General features: G+C 45.6%; 14 protein-coding genes. 10 read left to right on the top strand and 4 right to left on the bottom strand.

Annotated features, from left to right (window positions below):
- Positions 1–183 precede the first annotated feature (183 nt).
- A complete protein-coding gene (locus AC6I8C_RS21605; RefSeq protein ID WP_497823828.1) occupies positions 184–4,290 on the bottom strand; it encodes a S6 family peptidase in 4,107 nt (1,368 codons plus the stop codon).
- Positions 4,291–4,989: 699 nt separating this feature from the next.
- On the bottom strand, positions 4,990–5,139 hold the full coding sequence (locus tag AC6I8C_RS21600) for a DUF333 domain-containing protein (RefSeq protein ID WP_223811700.1): 150 nt from the start codon (positions 5,137–5,139) through the stop codon (positions 4,990–4,992).
- Between the two features lie 717 nt (positions 5,140–5,856).
- Here AC6I8C_RS21600 and AC6I8C_RS21595 point away from each other — a divergent pair.
- Entirely contained in the window at positions 5,857–8,784 is a 2,928-nt protein-coding gene (locus AC6I8C_RS21595) for an autotransporter outer membrane beta-barrel domain-containing protein (RefSeq protein WP_497823827.1), read from the top strand.
- A 40-nt stretch (positions 8,785–8,824) separates the two neighbouring features.
- Positions 8,825–9,139 carry a NirD/YgiW/YdeI family stress tolerance protein gene (locus tag AC6I8C_RS21590; RefSeq protein ID WP_497823826.1) on the top strand — a complete coding sequence of 105 codons (315 nt, stop codon included), beginning with the start codon at positions 8,825–8,827 and terminating at the stop codon, positions 9,137–9,139.
- A 565-nt stretch (positions 9,140–9,704) separates the two neighbouring features.
- Here the strand turns inward: AC6I8C_RS21590 and AC6I8C_RS21585 are convergent.
- Positions 9,705–10,340: a helix-turn-helix transcriptional regulator gene (locus tag AC6I8C_RS21585; RefSeq protein WP_497823825.1), complete on the bottom strand. Its 636-nt coding sequence runs from the start codon at positions 10,338–10,340 to the stop codon at positions 9,705–9,707.
- A gap of 39 nt (positions 10,341–10,379) precedes the next feature.
- On the bottom strand, positions 10,380–10,970 hold the full coding sequence (locus AC6I8C_RS21580) for a helix-turn-helix domain-containing protein (protein ID WP_013356578.1): 591 nt from the start codon (positions 10,968–10,970) through the stop codon (positions 10,380–10,382).
- Between the two features lie 1,038 nt (positions 10,971–12,008).
- Here AC6I8C_RS21580 and AC6I8C_RS21575 point away from each other — a divergent pair.
- From AC6I8C_RS21575 to AC6I8C_RS21540, 8 genes are all read left to right on the top strand, one after another.
- Entirely contained in the window at positions 12,009–12,326 is a 318-nt protein-coding gene (locus AC6I8C_RS21575) for a hypothetical protein (protein WP_497823824.1), read from the top strand.
- A gap of 9 nt (positions 12,327–12,335) precedes the next feature.
- Complete coding sequence (locus AC6I8C_RS21570; RefSeq protein ID WP_497823823.1) at positions 12,336–12,563, top strand: hypothetical protein; 228 nt, start codon at positions 12,336–12,338, stop codon at positions 12,561–12,563.
- A gap of 109 nt (positions 12,564–12,672) precedes the next feature.
- Complete coding sequence (locus AC6I8C_RS21565; RefSeq protein WP_497823881.1) at positions 12,673–13,203, top strand: fimbrial protein; 531 nt, start codon at positions 12,673–12,675, stop codon at positions 13,201–13,203.
- Positions 13,204–13,264: 61 nt separating this feature from the next.
- On the top strand, positions 13,265–14,002 hold the full coding sequence (locus AC6I8C_RS21560) for a fimbrial biogenesis chaperone (RefSeq protein WP_497823822.1): 738 nt from the start codon (positions 13,265–13,267) through the stop codon (positions 14,000–14,002).
- A gap of 26 nt (positions 14,003–14,028) precedes the next feature.
- Positions 14,029–16,614: a fimbria/pilus outer membrane usher protein gene (locus tag AC6I8C_RS21555; RefSeq protein ID WP_497823821.1), complete on the top strand. Its 2,586-nt coding sequence runs from the start codon at positions 14,029–14,031 to the stop codon at positions 16,612–16,614.
- Positions 16,615–16,626: 12 nt separating this feature from the next.
- Entirely contained in the window at positions 16,627–17,688 is a 1,062-nt protein-coding gene (locus AC6I8C_RS21550) for a fimbrial protein (protein WP_497823820.1), read from the top strand.
- Between the two features lie 56 nt (positions 17,689–17,744).
- The gene (locus AC6I8C_RS21545) at positions 17,745–18,407 is read left to right on the top strand and encodes a response regulator (RefSeq protein ID WP_497823819.1); all 663 of its coding nucleotides are present in this window, start codon (positions 17,745–17,747) and stop codon (positions 18,405–18,407) included.
- Between the two features lie 36 nt (positions 18,408–18,443).
- Positions 18,444–19,766, top strand: a complete 1,323-nt coding sequence (locus AC6I8C_RS21540; protein ID WP_497823818.1) for a TolC family outer membrane protein — start codon at positions 18,444–18,446, stop codon at positions 19,764–19,766.
- Positions 19,767–19,790: the final 24 nt, after the last annotated feature.

Below are 19,790 nucleotides of genomic sequence, written 5' to 3'. Positions count from 1 at the left end.
AAATAAGCAGAAGAAGTTAACATTAATACATTATCCGCTGAAAAATTACTGCACTGCTGATTATCCTTTTTCGTCTTACAGGTACGTCCGCAGACTGATACTTTCCAGCAGGGATAATGTATCGATAAGTCAGAGCATCACCCCTTTATGCAGTGATGCTCTGATATTATTCAGACACGGATATCAGAAGTGATATGACAGGCCGATCATACCACTGTAATCCGTTTTAAATTCACCACCAAAACTGCTCTCTACTTTCGCATTTAGTGAAAGGCCAGGCGCGACAATTCCTTCCAGCCCTACACTGCCACGATAACGGTTATCTGACCAGGCGCTGTATTGCCGGTTTGACTGACGATCGGAGAGCGTGGTCGTGGAACCATTTTTACCAGGTGAATACTGATAGGCCAGACTGGCACTGACGTTAATATTCGGCATTAATGCGGCCAGACCGCGTTTCTGCACCATGAACCCGCTGCTGGTGAAGTAAGGTGTGGATGAACTTAACGAAACTGACGCATCCTTCCTTTTCAGGGTATAGCCGGACATGACACCTGCGGTCACACCAACAAACGGTGAGATAAACAGCGTATCGTCAGCCAGCGCAAACTCATAGCCAGTGCGCAGGCTGCCTGCCAGCATATGGCTGTCCTTTTTCATGCCATTAATATTTAAAGCAGGATCCAGCGTTATCTCCTGATTCAGATACATATAACGACTGGCCGCATCAAAGAACCATCCTCCATCAGCCTGCCAGGAATAAAATGCACCGACAGTAGCCAGTCGATGTTTTTCATGACCCTCCCCTTTTACCTCACCCTGCGTATAACTAGCACTGATACCAGCTGTTTGCGTGTCGCTGCGGGTATCCCAGCCCACATTTAGTGTTTGCTGGTTGACGTCGAGTCCAAGAAAATGCCCTTTTTTCTGCTCTATTGTTGCCCATGATCCGCTGCTTTCTGGCGAGGCGCGCAGACTGTCAGTGCGGTTATGCAACTGGCTGACCGCTTCACTGAAAATGTACTGCCGCGAGGCGATTAAGGCACGCGTGCGCTGGATCAGTGGCAGGTTGTCGTAAACAGAGAACCAATCATCCGGATTGAACGCCGGTTTTTTGGCTTCCTCTTCTGCTTTCGCGGCTTCCTCTTTCTCTTTCGCTTTTTCTTCAGCTTCGGCCTTTGCTTCAGCCTCCGCTTTGGATTTAGCTTCTTCTTCAGCTTTCGCTTTCTCAGCAGCAGATTGTTCGGCAGTCGAGGTATCCTCTGTCGGAGCAGACGGTGCTGGGGTTGGCTCTGGATCAGGCGTTATGTCCGGAACAGGTGTTGGCTCTGGCTCGGGCGTCACGTCCGGAACAGGCGTCGGCTCTGGCTCAGGCGTTACGTCCGGAACAGGCGTCGGCTCTGGCTCGGGCGTCACGTCCGGAACAGGCGTCGGTACTGGCTCAGGCGTTACGTCCGGAACAGGCGTTGGCTCTGGCTCAGGCGTCACGTCCGGGACAGGCGTCGGTTCTGGCTCAGGCGTCACGTCCGGAACAGGCGTTGGCTCTGGATCAGGCGTCACGTCCGGAGCAGGTGTTGGCTCCGGGATGGGGTCAGGTTCAGCCGACTTATTACTCTCCAGCACCCATAAAACCCGATCGTTATCGTCTTTCACCTGATAATTGGGTGTGTAAACGCTGAATCCACTGTAACTGTCGGCGAATGAGAAATAACTGTGTGAGATGCCAGCAGGTGCATCCACCATCACCAGATCCTTGGTCAGCGCAACTTCCTCTTCACTTCCGATTAGCAGACTTACGTCCAGCAGGTTGTCGCCACCACTCACCGAATTTTTTACAATCAGTTTGTCGCTTTCCAGTGTGGAAGGTTTTACGCCTAACATCAGATTCAACCCGGTCGCATCCAGCGTATCGACATTCAGTGTTTTGGCGCTCCAGCTGCCTGAAGGCACCATTGAAAGTGTCGAACCACGTTTCGCCAGAAGTGAACTGACATTACTGTTGCCGGTCATCGTCCAGTTCGCATTGGCATCCAGCGTCATTAGGCTGCTGCCTGTTGATGTCACGGCCCCCTGATAGTTAACCTTACCAAGATAAAGTGAGGCATTGTTAGCCAGCTGTACATCGCCTTCCACTTCACTGGCGGGCAGCAGTGCCAGTGCATCAGCGCTTCGCACTGGCTGACTGCAGGAAACATCATCAGAATAGATGGCAGAAAAGCAACGCCAGCTTTTCTCGCCTGCCACCTCGCTATCGTTATAGCCAAAAGAGAGTGTTGACGAATCCGCAGCAACAATGTTGGCTTTAACACCAGCGTATTCCCCCACCTGGAAATGCGCTCCGGAGCCAACATTGATCTGATCGGCTTTGAACAGTGAAGTGTTCCAGTCGTCATCAACGACAACACCACCCGCATGTGGAACTGGCTGCCCAGAAAGGACCACAGTACCGCTGGCAACATCCAGATTACCGTTCAGATTCATACCACCGGTGAGTGCGGTAATAGCCGTGGCGTTGCGCGGCAAAATATTAACGTTCATGACGCCGTTCAGCGCATTCTCCAGCGTTTCACCCAGAAAACCGCGGAACACCTGAATGTTGAGTTGCGTCAGCCGATGATTAATGGCTTCATCCGCGTCGGTACCAAGATACGTCCAGGTCGCCGTCGAGGATTTATCGGTCGGAAAATACCAGTAAGATGATGTATTTAACTGAAAGTACTCAGTATCTTTAGTGTAAGGATTATTATATACATAGATTGTGCCTGGTGTTCCCTTAGGGTTACTACCCGTAAATTTATAAAAGGGAACGTCAGCGGCGGTGTAGCCCGTAATATTCAGCGTTGCCGCGGTATCACTGTGGTTGACCAGCTTAGCGCCACTGTCGGTATGATTAATTTTCCTGAAGCTGAGTGCATTGCCGTTCAAATCTAAACGACCACCACGATAACCAAAGAAGATCTGATCAGTAGCAACCTGGTTTGCATCATTCAGCACCACGGTTGGCCGGCCACTCACTAAAGTGACTGAAGAAAACGCCTGTTTATTGCCTGAAGCATCAGCCTGTTGATCGAGGATAACCGTACCCTCTCCCACATTCAGTGAACCCGGATTTTTGCCAGTTGCATTGATATGCAGTGTTCCCGCGCCGATTTTATGCATGGCATCGCTGGCCAATCCATTAACCTGCCACAGGACTTCTTTATCTGCGTCAACTTCGATGCCGCCGCCTGCCCAGGTCGCATTGACGCCGTCGGCAGACGCGACAGTGTAATCGCTGGAAAACTGAAGTTTGCCAGCACCCATGTTGATAGGTGTATTCAGGGTAATGAGTCCGCCAGCACCGTTGAAGCGGAGATCTTTGGTGGCATCGAGCTCTTCATTGGTGGCCTGAGAAGGGGAAAGGCTATTATATTTTTCAGCCAGTCCCAGCCACGACCATGAATTCGGCCCCTGAAAGAGTGATGTGCTATCCCAGAAAATAGTTGTGCGGGCATCAGTATCCACAACATCTGGCGAGACATTAGCCTCCTGAATTGAAGAAATAAATTCATCCGGAATATAGACCGCTACTGCGCGTTTCCGGTAAATCCCAGCGTCAGAGTCATAGCCTCCATGCACTGCAACCAACTCCCATTGCTGATTAATATCATCCCAGGCAAATACCGGGCTGCCACTGTCGCCCGAGTTAGCACCGATGGACAATGGAGTCGTATCTGCGTCATCAGGCCCCAGATTGTAATAACGTAAATAAGTGTTGTTAGACATGTCGCGAACGTTGGCTGTACTTATGGTGCCGCCTGACTTCCAGTCGTAAGCTCCGGTAAGTCTGATACGCTCAGTTCCATCATCGCTGACCTGCTCTTGAGTTCCCGTTCCAAGGCGGGTAAACCATGAATAACGTGTCTTATAATCGGCAAGAAAGTCTGACTTCGTTACGTAAGTATAAGGAGAGGCATCCGTGACTACTTTGTTCAGTCGTGGCAGGTGGAAATCCACCGTACTATGCTCATTACGATTAATCAGGTTATAGGTTGCGGCATATTGAGCACCGTTGCCAAATGATACGCTTTTATAACCACTATTATGCTTCACACTGGCGACATAAGAAGGAGATATAAGTGTTGCATATCCCATAGAGGATACACCGCCAAAGTCAGGCATGGCGAAATCAAGATACCCCGATAACGTACCATCTGTCTTATAAACCGGTATATTTGTCAAACCAACCGAATAACTCCCCAGGTTTTCTGCAAAATCGCGATATTCCTGCACATCAATATCGTGTCGCATTATGCCTGCATAAGATTTGGTGCAGATAAAGAAGGTGCAACATAACGCTACGCTTCCAAAGTGTTTCAATGGATTATCCTCATGAGGCTATTATTATTTAAGAAAAATACCTTAATTAATGAAATAGTATCATTATGACAATCGGTAATAGAATCTGAGTTTTATAAAGATATTGATTCAGATCAATCAAAGGAGGCAGGTTAGCGTAAAATATTTGATAACTCATTGTATTAAAAGGCCATAAAAACCCATTGCCAAAATGGATTAAAAATGTCTTATTTAATATAATTCTTAAAAGACATGCCGGGCGAGTGCCAAATGAGATCAAGATAGATATAAAAAAACACTTCATGATAAAAAATAATTTATTATTTCAGAGTCAGTATTTTTATCTATCGTGAGATTAATTTTTATCTTAAAAGCTTATTTTTCTTTGTTGGAATAATGTTCAAAATCATTAATGGGATTAACCAATCCTGTGTATGGTTTACATAAAAAACGCGGCTAACCCATTCCTGGAGTAAGCCCGAAATAAGAAAGGCAGCAGAAATCGGTAGCAGTCCAGAAAAAGGACTGCGACAAATGATCCGGGGTATTGCAAAGATTTAGCCAGCATTGAGCTCAGACAGAGCCTCAGGAGAATTATCATTTATTTCAATAGCTTTTGATAATCCTGCTGGCAGGGAAATTGGAAAGTGATTATTGCGGGTGATCGCGATGATACAACGCCCACTGCTCAATCCTTTCTCCTGAAGGTAACAGACAGTAGAGTGTGCTGGTGTTCGATAATTCATCCTTTACCTGCTGTCCGCCACGCTGAAGGCACCATTGACTTGCAGGATTCCGCATTACCAGGCGCTGTGGCTCGGCATGATGGGGCGTGCAGGCACTAATTTGTAGTGTGGCCAGTATCAGGGAGCCGACTGTTATTCTGTTTATGATTTTCATGTAACCCTCTCTCAGCATCATTTTCAGGTCAGTGAGACTTCGTTTTTCATGCTCACCATGCTATGGCACAAAGCGTAATAGCGATGAGCGCATTAATTAATTCGCTCTTCGTCATGCGTTTTTCATAGACCATCGTTTCAGATTCGTTTCTGGCCAGTTTGTGGAAAAACCGGGTGTTTATCTGAGCATCTAATAATGATAGCACCCACGCGCTAAACCCTCTCTTAACAACACCTATTACTGCCGGCATTCTCATTACTGACCTGCGAAACATAATAAACAAACCCCAAAAGAGAATGACTGTAATAATAATTAACAAGACTTCCCGAGTTATAGTTAACACATAAGCTTAATTTTCAATGAAAATTCTTTTTAGTACCTCGATTCTTTTAACCTGTCGTCAAAAGACGCATACTTTCACTCCCTTTACATAATTAACGCCTCACCTGCATAATCCTGACGCCCTTAGTAAACACGCTGTTATTAATGGATTTAATTAACAAAACGCTTAATTCGTATCGGGCCAAAGAAGCGTATGAAGTGCGAAATGGCATGCCTGTTTGACACCTTTCAGAGCCCCTTAGCCCTTTAATAAAACCTTAAGGAAGAGTTACAGATATGAATAATAATACTGACCTGAATAAACGCGTAAAAGCGATAGTGCTGGCCGGAGGAATGGGTATGTTGCCCCTTGTTAGTTCGGCGGCTATTGTCGGAAGCCTGAGAGGCGGAGATATTACGTTGGCAGATGGTACCACATTAATCGCCGATCAGTCATCTGGCGATGGTTATTATGGCATTCTTGTAACAGGTGCAACCGCTGCTGAAGTAACAGCCGGTTCGGGCAGCACAGTCACGGTGAAAGACCCAGAGCATTACGCTAAGGGAATTTTCATCCAGGCTGCGAACAGTCACTTTACTGCTGATAAATTAATTCTCAATGCTTCAGGCATATCCGCAGTGGCGATGGAGCTCAGTGGAAAACAGGTTACTGCCAATCTGGGATCCGGTAGCTCCGTCACATCGATTGGATCAGGTATTGCTTACGCAGAGGGAGTGGTTGTAAGCAATCAATCCTCGTTGCAGGCCGAAGCATCGAGTATCAGTACCCAGGGCACCAACGGTATTGCACTGCGCGTCAGCGGTTACGGCTCAAACGTTGATTTAGGCAGTGACAGTAGTATACAGACCAACGGAACCAACAGTCATGGTGTACAGGTGGATACACTGACCGGTGATGCGATTAATGGTGCCGCAACGCTTAAAGCGGAAGCGCTGACCATTAATACTCTGGGCGATGCCTCGCAGGGCATCAATATTCAGGATAATGGCTCGGTTGATCTGGGCAGCCACTCAACCATTATCACTACAGGTAAGACTTCTGCAGGCATCTGGAGCCTGGGTGAACTGACTGCCGATCATCTGACAATCAGCACATCTGGCACGACTTCTCCTGGCATTTCAGCCAGAGAAAATAGCCTGATAAATGTCGGCGCAGGCAGCGTAATCTCTTCAGCGCAGACTGGCGGCCTTGTTGCTATGGATAATAATGTCACCCTCAACTTTTCAGGTACTGAAGAGGAACGCAACACCATTCAGTCTGGCGGTTATGGCGCATCCGCCCAATCGACAGGTGCAGTGATCAACCTGGCTAACACAGATATAGTTCTTAGACAATCAGATATGGTCGGCAGAGGCCTTTGGTCTCTGGGGGGAGGCGTCATTAATGGCGAAGACATCAGCATCACCGGCCCTGATACAGGAATAGGTGTTGTTGCCTGGAATGGTGGCCAGACCAATCTGACAGGCGATCTCTCTATCGATATGGCCTCTCCGGACGGAGTAGCAATAGCAACACTTTACGCCGAAGGGTTTGCACCAGGCGTTGTGACTTCCCAGGGGAAAGCGGAAATTACCGGCAGCGTGGTGTCGCTGGCGGGCCTGATTGATCTTAATTTAGAGCAGGGTTCACTGTGGTCCGGTAGTGCTACCAGCGATAATGTGAATGGCGGTCATTTAAACGTCAGTCTCACCAACAGCACATGGAACGTTAGTCAAACATCTAATCTTGATAACCTGACATTAAATAACTCACTGGCAGATCTTTCTGCAGCAACAGACGATGCGACCTACTCCACTCTGACCATTGCTAACCTGAGCGGTAGCGGCAACTTTACCCTTCGTACCAATCTGGTCGGCGATGGTGAAGGGGTAAATAATATTGGCGACAAAATCGTGGTGACCGAAAGCAGCACAGGTGAGTACGGTCTGAATATTCTGAACCGCGGCAGTGCCATTACCACAGGTAATGAAGTGCTGACCGTTGTTGAGACTACGGATGGTATCGCGACGTTCAGGGGCAACACCGACGTTGAACTGGGTGGTTATGTCTATTCGGTCAACAAACAGGGTACTAACTGGGTTCTCTCATCGCCAAAAGCACCTGAAACGCCTGCTGCAGATGAGCAGCCCGCTATTCCAACGGATAACAACATTCAACCTGCTTCAGATGAGATCCCCTCAGCAGACCAACACCCCGTAGTCCCAACGGATAACATCATTCAACCTGCTTCAGATGAAGACATTAAAGAAAATGGAAATCCTACACAGCCAGCAGAACAAAATCACAATTCAACCATCACCAGCACAGCGAATGCAGGTGCCAACTTCCTTAACATCGGTTATCTGATGAATTATGCCGAAATGCAGACTCTGATGCAGCGTATGGGTGATGTGCGCCAGGGAAAGACGAGCGGCAATGTCTGGCTGCGCGGGATGGATGGGCGTTTCAGTGGTTTTGCCAATGGCAAGCTGAGCAACTTCAGCATGAATTATTCAGGCTATCAGTTTGGGATAGATAAACGCCTGTCCGATGATCTGCCGATTTATCTGGGTTTGTTCATGGGAGCAACAGAGGGCTCGCCTCATTATCGTGCTGGCGATGGCACGACCAAATCTGAACATTTTGGTATCTACGGCACATGGCTGAATGATGCTGGTTTCTATCTGGATGGTGTACTGAAATTCAACCGCCTGAAAAATCAATTCGATGTCAGCGATACACAGAATAATCGCGTATCCGGACAGGGTGTTTCATCAGGCCTGAGTGGATCACTCGAAGCCGGGAAGAAGTTCAGCTTCTCTGACGAACTTACTGGTTTTTACGTGGAACCACAGCTTCAGCTGACTGCAGGTCATCAGGATGGAACCTCAGTAAGGGCGTCGAATGGCCTCAACATTGATCTCTCAAGTTACAAATCGATGATGGGAAGAGCCAGCGTACTGGCAGGTTATGAAGTCAATCAGAGCAACTACAAACTCAATACTTATGTCAAAACAGGTGTTTTACGCGAGTTTGGCGGGGATGCTGCTTTTGCTCTGAATGGTTCAGATGAGCGCCTCTCATTTAAAGGTAATGGCTTGAATAACGGTATCGGTGTAAGTGCGCAAATCAGTAACCATACCCTTTTTATCGAAGGAGATATGGTAAATGGAAATCGCTTCAACCAGCGCCAGGTTAACGCCGGCTATCGTTTTAGTTTTTGATAAATAAACCGACAAATGATAGGTGTTAAAGGAGACGTAAATGAACAAAATATTATGGATGATACTGGCCCTCATCAGTTCAGGCTCGGTATATGCCCGGCAAGAGGTCACGGTGGCAGTGGCGAAAACCCTGCGCGACGATCGCCAGGTTACGCTCACGGGAACGATCACTGGCAGGGCCGATGATGATCACTACTGGTTAAAAGACCCGACTGGCCGCATCCGTGTCGATATAGACGATGATGATGACGATAATCGTTATCTGATTGGCAAAAAGGTACGGGTCAGCGGTGAAGTCGACCGGGATGATGGCTACAGCGAAATCAATGTAGAATGTGTTTATATCCTGAAATAAAAATCTGTAAAAAAAGCCAGCGGCAACGCTGGCTTTTTTACCTGTCTTAACTTATCGGAAGCTTCAGGTTCCTTACCCTTTGCAAGAGTAATTGGCACCAACGATATCCCCAGACAGCGATAACGCCTGAACGTCATTATTTCTCAAAACCATTGATTTCAAATGCTGTTTAGCCATCCGGCTGAGCATTCACGAGTTTGTCCGGAAGATTCTGCGTCCTTATGTGCGTTTCTTTGAGTGTCGGCGCAGACTGAGAAGGACAACGGCTATCCACGCCTGACTGAAACGCATCGGGGAGATGAAGTACGGATGCAGCAACGGCTTAGTTACTGTAAATATAAATAACCATCCCTGACATGAGTGCCGTTACCCTTTTAAAAGGGATGGCCATGGATTAATTTTTTCGCGGTTCTTTTCTCGCACAAACCCCTCAACCCTTAACGGCAAGAAAGCAGCCTGTAAAGGCCGTTATGCATCACAGAAAATCCGGACATCAGAATTGGCTCTGTAATTTGCAGAATCATGGACACATGAGATGCATGAGATGCATGAGATGCATGAGGCGTTATAAATTTGCAGACTCAATAACACCCTTATAAAGCTCAAGCAGCGTCAGATCATTGATGAAGGCGTTAAAGGCCATATCACCACTTAGCGAAAACTTCTTCATGACATTGTATTTATGTGCATAAATTGTTTTAGTGGAAAGATTCAGGCGTTTAGCTGTCTGCCCCACGCTATACCCTTTCTTCAGAAAACTTAGCACCTGCAACTGGACTACTGTAATACGCGCGAAATCGCAATGCGAGCAATCCGTGGGTACAAATCCTCTGGCGCTCCCCTGATTTTCCAGCCAGAACCCGATGATTTTTTCAGCAATATCACGGACAGAATCGTTTCGTGAAATAATAATCAAAGAACGATAGCAGAGAGGCAAATGCTCAGTAATGATGTCTTCAATATCGTCAACAAAGACCATTAAAATGCTACCGGGCTTCCGATCCCGGTAGGCAGGCTGACACATATAAAGGCGCCACTGAGCAACACTAACCAGTATAAAGTCCGCCTGACATAAATTTTTCGCGTCATAGGCGGGTAAGAACTCTACTGACGTCTCTGATAACAGTGCCCCCTCAATAATTTTGGAGATGCCCAGCCGAAAGAAGTAGTTCTCATCTGTACAAACGACTTTAAAATCCATTTTTCCCTTAAGCATCCCAAAAGTTGGATAAATGAAGACTCAGGTAAACTTGCCATTAACCAGGGTCAGTTCACCTTTCTCTTTTAATTCTTTCAAAACTCTGCAAATGGAGCTTTTTGAAAGATGAGAGCTGTTTTCAATCAGGTAAAGTGCCGAAAACCGCTTCTTTAGATGTGGTGGCAATTTTTCCCAGCGGCCAATCAAAGAGATGACTTCATCATGTGAGTTATTCTTGGGTAGCTGAATGTAGTTCATCAGGTCTGAGTACTGGCCAGACAGAATGGACATGGCATCGTTAAAGAGGTCTTTCTCAAATACCAGTCGCCAGAACACATCGTAATCGATGAAACTGACCTTCCCATAATCGATTCTTTCCAGATAGACAGGAGGTTCATCGAGTGCCGGTGTGACACCGACAACAAAGGGAGCAGACAGGATATTTAAGACCTTATTTTCGCTTTTTAATTTCAGTAAGAAGTCACCATCAAGAATGAACATTACCCGGCGTACATTATCTTTAGTGAGATGATAACGACGCTTACCGCGTGAAATCTCATCTGGATTAGCAACCTGGGTGTACCCGGCTAGCGCATCGATGATCCGCTCATGATTCTCAGTCACTCTATACATAATAATTAACTCAATCTAACTAACACGAAGTTAGTGATTAGTAGAAAAATTAGTAAAAATCCGTTTGTTATAGTCTCTTTTTTTCGCCTGGTGTATTTCTGACTTCTGGCCTTCCCTCAGATATAAGCCATAGAAGAGGTCGTTATTGGTTTCACTATAGTAAAACCATTGCGATAAAATTCAACACCACAAAGATGCAAAAAGAAAGAGCATTAAGCCAATAAATAGCATCACAACCAGATATTTCACCGCTTTATAGTCAATTAATCAGTAGTTCAAACTAAAAAGTAGAGACTTACTGATGGGGTTATAACTTTTTTCTTAAAAAAGGAATCAATCATAACCATATGAACATTAATGTTATAAAACCACGCTATTGAAACAAACAAATATGCAGTAGCCTCTTAAACATTTGCAATAATTTTCACACGATCATTCATAATGCAATCATTGTTAATTCCCTCCGTAAAAATAAAAAAGCAACACAGCACCTGATGACTTAAATTAAACCATAGCATTCCCATAACAGACATTTAAATCGATAAATAATCATCATATAGATTTTAAAACTGCTTTTTAGTTATTTTGCAGACCAATAAACTAGGTATGTAAGTAATCAGAAGTGCCTGGATTTTACCTCAGACTTCATATGAAGCTCACTTATTCTGAATCAAACTCCTCGATAAAACCCTATGAATGACTTGCTAAACCTTTACACCGCAGAATGCGCACCATTGTCACCGTCTGAAAATGACAGCAACACCACAATTCACGAGATTCGAAAAAATAGGAGAGAAAATAATTTATTGATAATGATAATAAGTTAATCTGCACCACCTAAATTATAACAGATGTAAATAAAATGTAATCCAGTCACAACTTCCACAGTCAGTAAGAACCGCACCAAATATCAATTATGGATATTTTGCTATTTTATTTTTTATGGCCTCCGAATCTAATAGCGCCGTTCGCTTGAAGCGGCATTTTAAGAAATTCATGACTGAGCATTTGAATACCTGATTAATATTGGAGATATAAATGAGAGAGTTAACATCTGTTGAAATGCAGAACGTTTCAGGCGCAGGTTTTTTTGATTTTATTGGTTCCGTTGTTGTAGGTAGCGTTACCGGTATCACTGCCTTCGGTCTGAAATGGGCTATGAGCGGCGGTAGTACGGGGGGCTTAGTAGGTGCAGGTATTATCTCTGCTGGCGTCGGCCTGATTGTTGGCGCAGTTGTTGGCCTGGTTGATGGCGCACTTTATGGTGCCATCAATGGCTGGGATTCAACTGTAGGTTGGTTCAATCAGATTGTTGAAAACCAGTTTGATGCCACTGCACCAGTAATTACTGCATAAGGAAATAGTATGCGCGAGTTAAATATCAGAGAAATTGAAGGTGTTAGCGGAGGCTCACTCACCTCTGTAATCCTCGATTTTTTCAAAGGATTAGGTGCCAGCTCAACGTCAACGGAGAAAACTGAGTGGGTTCGTCCGGAATCAATACCCGCAGCAAACCCTGTTAGCGGTAACGCTTTTGGTATGGGTATTGTCGGCGTTGCTGCAGCAGTAGTTTTCGGCCTGCTGATGTTTTGATTTACCGGGAAGAGAATAACTTTTCCGGGAAGGAATGAGCGATTGCCAGAATGTAAGCGCAGCCGTTCATAATGACATGCTGTTAATTAATTTATACAAAGGAAAGTATATGAAAAAGGTATCTATGGTTGCTATGGGTCTGCTGCTGGCTGCGGCTCAGGTAAACGCAGCAGAAGCTTCAGATGGCACAATTAACTTCACCGGCACAATTGCATCTCAGACCTGTACCGTAAGTGTTAACGGCGGAAGCAGTACTGCCACCGTTACCCTGCCGAAAGTAGCAGCCGGTGTATTAAATGCGGCAGGTGCCGTTGCGGGCAACACTCGCTTTACTCTGGCACTGAGCAACTGCTCCGCGACAACTGGCGATGTCTACGCTTACTTTGAACAGGGTGCGGGTGTTAACGCTAACGGTCGTCTGACCAATACCGGTACTGCAACAGGTGTTGATCTGCAACTGCTGGACAGCGCTAACAAAGCTATCAATGCGGGCAGCACCGAGCAGTCTTCCGCTCCTGCCACTGTGGCTCTGACAGCAGGGGCTGGCACCCTGTCATACTCAGCTCAGTACTATGCAACTGCTGCTGCAGAAGCGGGTACCGTTGCATCAACAGTAAACTATTCAATCAATTACCTGTAATTGATTATGGTGAGGGCAATGCCCTCACCACTCTTCCCCTTTCATCACTTCAGTTAATATCATGAAAAAAAAAAGGTTTAAATTTCTAATCTCCTGTTTGCTCACTTGCGCAATGACTTCGTCTGCCTTTGCCAGTGTGACTATCATTGGCACTCGGGTAATCTACCCAGCTTCTGAGAAAGAAGTTACCGTTCGTCTGGATAATCGGGGTGACCAGCCCGCGCTTGTTCAGGCATGGATTGATAGCGGAAACCCCAATGAAGCTGTAGACAAAATCAATGTTCCTTTCATCTTATTACCTCCGGTCTTCCGTATGGAGGCTAATAAAGGGCAAACGTTACGTATTGTTTTTACTGGCACAAGTCTTCCCACCGACAAAGAGTCTATTTTTTGGCTTAATGTCTTGGATATTCCACCTCGCGATAAAAGTCTGACTAATCAGAATCAGCTGCAAATGGCGATCCGAAACCGTATCAAAATTTTTTATCGTCCTGCTCAACTCGATCAATCGCAGGCTATTAAAGCTGCTTCAGGTCTTGTCTGGCGCCATGGCTCAAAATCTAACTCTCTGTCTGCCACTAATAAGTCCCCTTTTTACGTTAACGTCTCACAGATTAATGCAGAAGATAACGCAGGTCATAAATTAGTCAGTGAAAAAGGGGAAATGCTGGCACCAGGCGAAACAAAAGAGTTCCCGTTGAAAGGCATGAGCACAAGCCAAATAAAAACAACATTTAATTATCAGTATCTGGACGACTTTGGGGCAGCACGTAAGGTTGAAAGCAAAATAAACGAGTAGCTTTTAATAATTATCCAGGGGAAATTATGATGGCAAGGACGGTATTTTTTAATAAACCAACTGGCAAAACTTTTTATCACTCTTTTTTGGCGCTTTTTCTGACCGCAACAACTCAGTCAGCGATTGCTGAAACTGCTTATGATTTCGATGAATCATTTGTAAAAAACTTAGCTGGTGTAAAAGTAGATGTTTCCCGCTATTCAACAGGTAACCCCATTGATCCCGGCGTCTACACGCTGGATATCTTTTTAAATGGCCGTCAGATTAGTCGGGAGAATGTTCAGGTTGTGCGTGAGGGAGCAGGTACTAAGGCCTGCCTTTCTTATGATCTGGTAAAAAGCCTTTCCATTAAAGATACAGTATTCAGCTCTGAGCAAGCTGAAGAGTTACGTTCAGGTAAGCAATGTATAGCACTGGAAGATGTGATTAAGGAGAGCCATGCCGCGATCAACTCTGCTGATATGCAGATGGACATCTCAATTCCACAGATTTACCTGCTGCGATCAGCTCGAGGCTATGTCGCACCCGAATTCTGGGATAAAGGTGAAACGGCATTTACACTTAACTATGACACCAACTATTACCGCTCTGTTAACGACGGTCGTGAATATGACTCCTTTTATGGCAGGGCGCTGGCAGGCTTTAACCTTGGCGGTTGGATGTTTCGTCATGATGGCTCATTAAGCTGGCGACGCCAGCAAGGTGAGGAGTCTCATCATTATAATGCAATCAATACCTATGTTCAGCGTGACATTCCGCAACTGAAATCACGCTTACTGCTAGGTGAAGGGAACACCAGTGGCGAACTCTTCGATACGCTCTCATTCCGCGGTGCACAGATTTCGACTGTCGATCAAATGTGGCCTGACTCACAACGTGGTTACGCACCAGAAATTCGTGGCGTTGCGCGTACGAATGCTCAGGTAACTGTATCGCAAAACGGCAGTAAAATTTATGAGACAACCGTTTCGCCAGGACCCTTTAACATCTCCGACCTTTACCCTACCGGCTACGGTGGTGACTTAGATGTCACTGTAAAAGAAGCTGACGGCAGCGAAACGCGTTTTTCAGTGCCTTATGCAGCTATGACGAGACTGAAGCGCCCGGGTATGACGTTCTACTCTGTGACGGGAGGTGTGTCGCGTAAAGACAACATGGCTTATACGCCTTCTGTTTATCAGGGCACCATTCAGCATGGCTTTACCAATAGTCTGACCGGTTATACCGGTATCCTGGGATCAGATAACTATATCTCTGCGCTGTTAGGCGGTGCATTTGGGTTACCGATCGGCGCGATCTCTCTTGATATCACTGGTGCTCAGACAAAATATGGCGATGAGAAAAAGCAGGGTGTGAGCTATCGTGCGACCTACAGTAAAAAAGTTTCTCAAACTGACACCAACTTTACCCTCGCAGCGTACCGGTTTTCATCATCAGGCTATTACAGCTATGACAATGCACTGCAAATTAATAACTATTACAAAAAGAATAAAACTAACGGGACAAATTATCTCTCCCGGCCTAAACAACGCTTTTCACTGACTGCCAGCCAAAATTTTGGGGAGTCATATGGGAATATCTATCTTACTGGTTTCGTTCAAAATTACTGGAACAGCACCGGTACAAACACCCAATTTCAGTTAGGCTATAATAATAGAATTGGCCGCGTGTCCTATACATTGTCAGCAAACCGATTATTATATTCAACCGGTGGGCATGACACGCAACTCTCACTCGACTTCTCTATACCACTTGGTAGTGAAAGTAAGAATTATGTAACTGGAAGCGCCACACATAATAAAGATGGTGTGACTGCTCAAACTGCAGTCAACGGTGTTGTGGGTGAGAATGATCAATTTAGCTATAACGTAGGTGCTGCACGCGATATCGATAATAAAAAATCAGGCTCGATCGGTGGTCAATATCGTTCACCTTACAGCATGTTGACAGCGTCATATACTAAGGGAGAGGACTATTATTCCGCCTCAGCAGGTGCCAGCGGAACTGTGGTTGCCTTGCCTGATAGCATCAACTTTAGTGCTTATCAGTCAACAACGTATGCTGTAGTAAGTGCCGCTGATGCGGAAGGGGCTCGGGTGCTGGGTTATCCAAATATAGTGCTGGACGGAAGCGGCAGAGCAATAGTACCTAATCTTAACCCGTACAGGATAAATGAACTGGCGATTGATCCGAAAGGTATTCCGCTTGATGTTGAGCTGGAATCAACGCAACAGCGAGTTATCCCTGTTGAAGGTGCTGTGGTCAGACTGGACTATAAAACCAGTAAGGGAAAACCACTTTTAATACGGGCGAATCAGCCTAATGGTAATGCCTTGCCTTTTGGTGCGTCAGTTAATGATGAAAATGGCAATCTGGTAACTACTGTTTCACAAGGCGGTCAGATTTACGTAAGGCTGAATAAAGATGTCAGCCGACTGCATGTTTCATGGGGAAAAACAGCAAGTGATAGTTGTCTGGTTAACCTTGAGTCTGGTGCAGTTCAGTCCAGTGACAATCAGACACTGGCAAGGCTGACGACCACATGCAGCAATGATGAAATGCAACCGGTTCGTTATGCTTCTAACACCGACAATAAAGATAATCAGGGTTAATGAGGTGACATCATGTTTTTAATTTCAGGAAAAAAAATAATGCGCCTTATTGGCTCTGCTTCATTAGCATTAAGTCTGATGTTTATGGCTACTTTTAACGTTAATGCAGCGAGCTCATCAACCGATGTGACATTGACGTGTAAAATGACGACCAGCAGGACGCTGGTTGACATTAAGTCATTGGGCATCAATATTTCAGCTGCCGTACCTGTGGGCACGATAGTTTATAGCGGTACGGCAACGGCTAATTTTAAATGCGCACTCGATAATTTGCAGCAATTTGCAGATGGATTAGTCGGCGAAGTTTACTTTAAACGCAAGGCTATTGACGCGGATGCCCTTGGATACGGATTGACCTTATATACTGGCTATGGCGGGGAGATGAGCACTGAAGTCGCAAATATTCCAACAGGTATAATGATCAGCACATATGCTTTAACCAGCGGCGGAACGGTGGGCACTTATACAGATGTCTCTTTGAGCGTGCCTTATCAGATCGTCAAAACCTCTAACTCTATGACACCGTCAACTTATCTTAAAAGCTATGTAAACCCCTTTGATGTCGGCTCGTTAGTCACAGGGAAGGATGAGACATTTAACTTCACCAATATCAAAACAGGTATCACCGTAAAAGATCAGACCTGTTCAGTTGCCGGTGATACCAATCTGCCTGTGCCATTGGGCAGTTACACCACTAACACAAGTAGCGGTTTAGGAGCAGGAATAGGTCAGACCAGCGCTACGACAGCATTTAACATTCAGCTTAACTGTGAGGCCTTACTCTCAGGCACATTTGACGTAATGATGCAGTTCGATGGAGACGCACCTAGTGGCTTGTCTGATGTCGGTGTTGTAGCGCTCAACACCACCTCAACGGCCAGTGGTGTCGGCGTGCAAATCCTTAATGAGAATCAGCAGCCGATTGCGCTCGCTACACCGTTTAACATTGCGACTTACCCGCTCTCATCTGCCTTAATCACGGTGCCACTTTATGCACGTTATTATCAGACGGCGGCGAAAATAAATCCTGGCACGGCCAATGCGGTAGCAACGTATACGCTTAGTTACCAGTAATCAGCAGGGCTCTGCGGAGCCCTTCTTCACATTTTATCTACAGAAAAGGATTGTCTGTGAATAAACCCAGGGAAAAAAATAAGCTCAGGCTTGGTGTATCAGATGAAAGTCCATTTATTCTTTACTCCATTCAGAACATACTCGTAAAGGAGTTTTCAGAACTTGATATTATTGCTTATCCGGTTGAAGCCGATCATTTGCTGTCAATTATCAGAGAGGATATGCCAGATATATTAATAACGGACTTTTGCTTTAATTTTGAGCGAAATGATGTTAATGGTGCGAGAAAAATAGAACAGATACATAAGCAAAACCCTGACTTAAAAATTATTATCTTCACTGCACAAAACAGTCAGGCTATTTTGAAAAGTATATTACAAATGCCGGTTAATGCCATCGTGCACAAGCGAGATGACATTCGTGATTTGGTCAAAGCATTCAATTGGGTTTGCTCATCTAATTCAGGAATATACTACTCAGAACAGATGAAGAATTTAATGCTCTCTGCACCCGCAGATCCGGCACAAACACTTTTATCGCCTTCAGAAGTAGAGGTCATTCGATTATTTGCCATTGGATATAGCCTGATGGAGATAGCAAAAGCGCGTAAACGTAGCATAAGCACCGTTGCAACACAGAAATATAACGCCATGCGTAAGCTTCAGCTGCAATCAAATACAGATTTGATTAAGTATGTTTTTGCACAGGAACTCATTTAATCACCTGGTACAAAATTTTTATATACAGCGAAAACCATGAAATTCCATAACCTGAATATTGCAATACTGGCACTAACCTGTGTTCCATTTTGCACATTTGCAACTAACCTGCAGCAAGCTGCTCAGGCTGCATTGAGCTATGACTCAGCACTACAATCCAGTCAGATGACCAGTGCGGCAGATAAACAAAAATACTGGCAAGGCATGGCCGGAATGCTGCCAACATTAACCCTGGAGGGAAACTGGGATCGTCAGGAACAACCTGATAAGAAATATCAGAGTGGGGTAACCAACCACAGTTATGATCTCAGCGTCAGACAACCGCTGTTTGATATGAGTAAGTATGCCGGATGGCGTAAAGGTGTTGCTATTGCCAACACCGCTGAAGCGCAGGCAAAACAGGCTGAAGAAAAGTTACTTAACGCTATCAGCAATGCTTATTTTACGGTGCTTTATCAGCAGGAAGTTTTGCAGGCCGCAAAAGCCGCCAGCCATAACTTTAAGCAACAACAGCAAAAACTTCAGACCGGCTTAATCAATGGGCAAAATACCCGCACTGAACTGGACGAGGCCAAAGCTAACTACGCTCTGGCACAGGCTAAGGAAATAGAAGCTGGCAATCAGCTATTGCTGGCAGGCGAGGCGTTTCGCCGTTTATCAGGTATCAGCCCGGACACCGTAGAACCGGTGAATTTTCAGTGCCTGAAAGCATCGCCCTATTCTTCTCTGACCGATGCAATTAATGCCAGCCAGCAGCGTAATACTGATATTAAAATTGCGCTTTTTCAGAATGATCAGGCAGACGCAGATGTTCTTGCGGCTGACGGCGCGCACATGCCAGTAGTCTCGCTCTATGCGCGGTACGGCAAGAACTGGAGTCGTAATGACGACGACGACAATATTCTGTATGACGCAATCTTCGGGACGAACTCAAAGAGTAATAACCTCCAATATGGCGTAAACGTTTCTGTTCCGTTGTTTGCCGGTGGCAGTCAGGTTTCACAATCTTTTGAAGCAGCTTATCGTCGTCAGGCAGCAAAGTATTCCACGATGGAAGCACAGCGCAAAGCGGCAACCGATACCCGTTCTGCCTGGCTTAGCCTGACCAATGGCAAAGCTTTAATCAGTGCTCAAAAGAATGCCGTCGACTCAGCACGTGAAAAAGTGGTGTCGGTCCAGTATGGCCGTGAAATGGGCTTCCGCACCGTTAATGATGAACTGGATGCTCAGCAAAAATATTACACCGCACTCAAAGATCAGGCTGAAGCACGATTAAGTTATCTCAATGCCCTGATCAATCTGGCGCAAAGCACCGGATCGTTATCACTCGACATGCTGAATTTTTTTCAGTGCCGTTAATCCCTTAATCATGATGAATCTATA

The organism is Pantoea sp. X-Soil-YNGN-844 (assembly GCF_059730595.1).
The sequence above is the reverse complement of the archived record's forward strand: the minus strand, read 5'-3'. Positions and strand labels throughout refer to the sequence as shown.

Coding starts and splice junctions, on each gene's coding strand:
- AC6I8C_RS21570 (WP_497823823.1), top strand. CDS start 12,336: ATGCGCGAGTTAAATATCAGAGAAATTGAAGGTGTTAGCGGAGGCTCA.
- AC6I8C_RS21595 (WP_497823827.1), top strand. CDS start 5,857: ATGAATAATAATACTGACCTGAATAAACGCGTAAAAGCGATAGTGCTG.
- AC6I8C_RS21580 (WP_013356578.1), bottom strand. CDS start 10,970: ATGTATAGAGTGACTGAGAATCATGAGCGGATCATCGATGCGCTAGCC.
- AC6I8C_RS21560 (WP_497823822.1), top strand. CDS start 13,265: ATGAAAAAAAAAAGGTTTAAATTTCTAATCTCCTGTTTGCTCACTTGC.
- AC6I8C_RS21585 (WP_497823825.1), bottom strand. CDS start 10,340: ATGGATTTTAAAGTCGTTTGTACAGATGAGAACTACTTCTTTCGGCTG.
- AC6I8C_RS21565 (WP_497823881.1), top strand. CDS start 12,673: ATGAAAAAGGTATCTATGGTTGCTATGGGTCTGCTGCTGGCTGCGGCT.
- AC6I8C_RS21540 (WP_497823818.1), top strand. CDS start 18,444: ATGAAATTCCATAACCTGAATATTGCAATACTGGCACTAACCTGTGTT.
- AC6I8C_RS21555 (WP_497823821.1), top strand. CDS start 14,029: ATGATGGCAAGGACGGTATTTTTTAATAAACCAACTGGCAAAACTTTT.
- AC6I8C_RS21590 (WP_497823826.1), top strand. CDS start 8,825: ATGAACAAAATATTATGGATGATACTGGCCCTCATCAGTTCAGGCTCG.
- AC6I8C_RS21550 (WP_497823820.1), top strand. CDS start 16,627: ATGTTTTTAATTTCAGGAAAAAAAATAATGCGCCTTATTGGCTCTGCT.
- AC6I8C_RS21575 (WP_497823824.1), top strand. CDS start 12,009: ATGAGAGAGTTAACATCTGTTGAAATGCAGAACGTTTCAGGCGCAGGT.
- AC6I8C_RS21605 (WP_497823828.1), bottom strand. CDS start 4,290: ATGCGACACGATATTGATGTGCAGGAATATCGCGATTTTGCAGAAAAC.
- AC6I8C_RS21600 (WP_223811700.1), bottom strand. CDS start 5,139: ATGCGGAATCCTGCAAGTCAATGGTGCCTTCAGCGTGGCGGACAGCAG.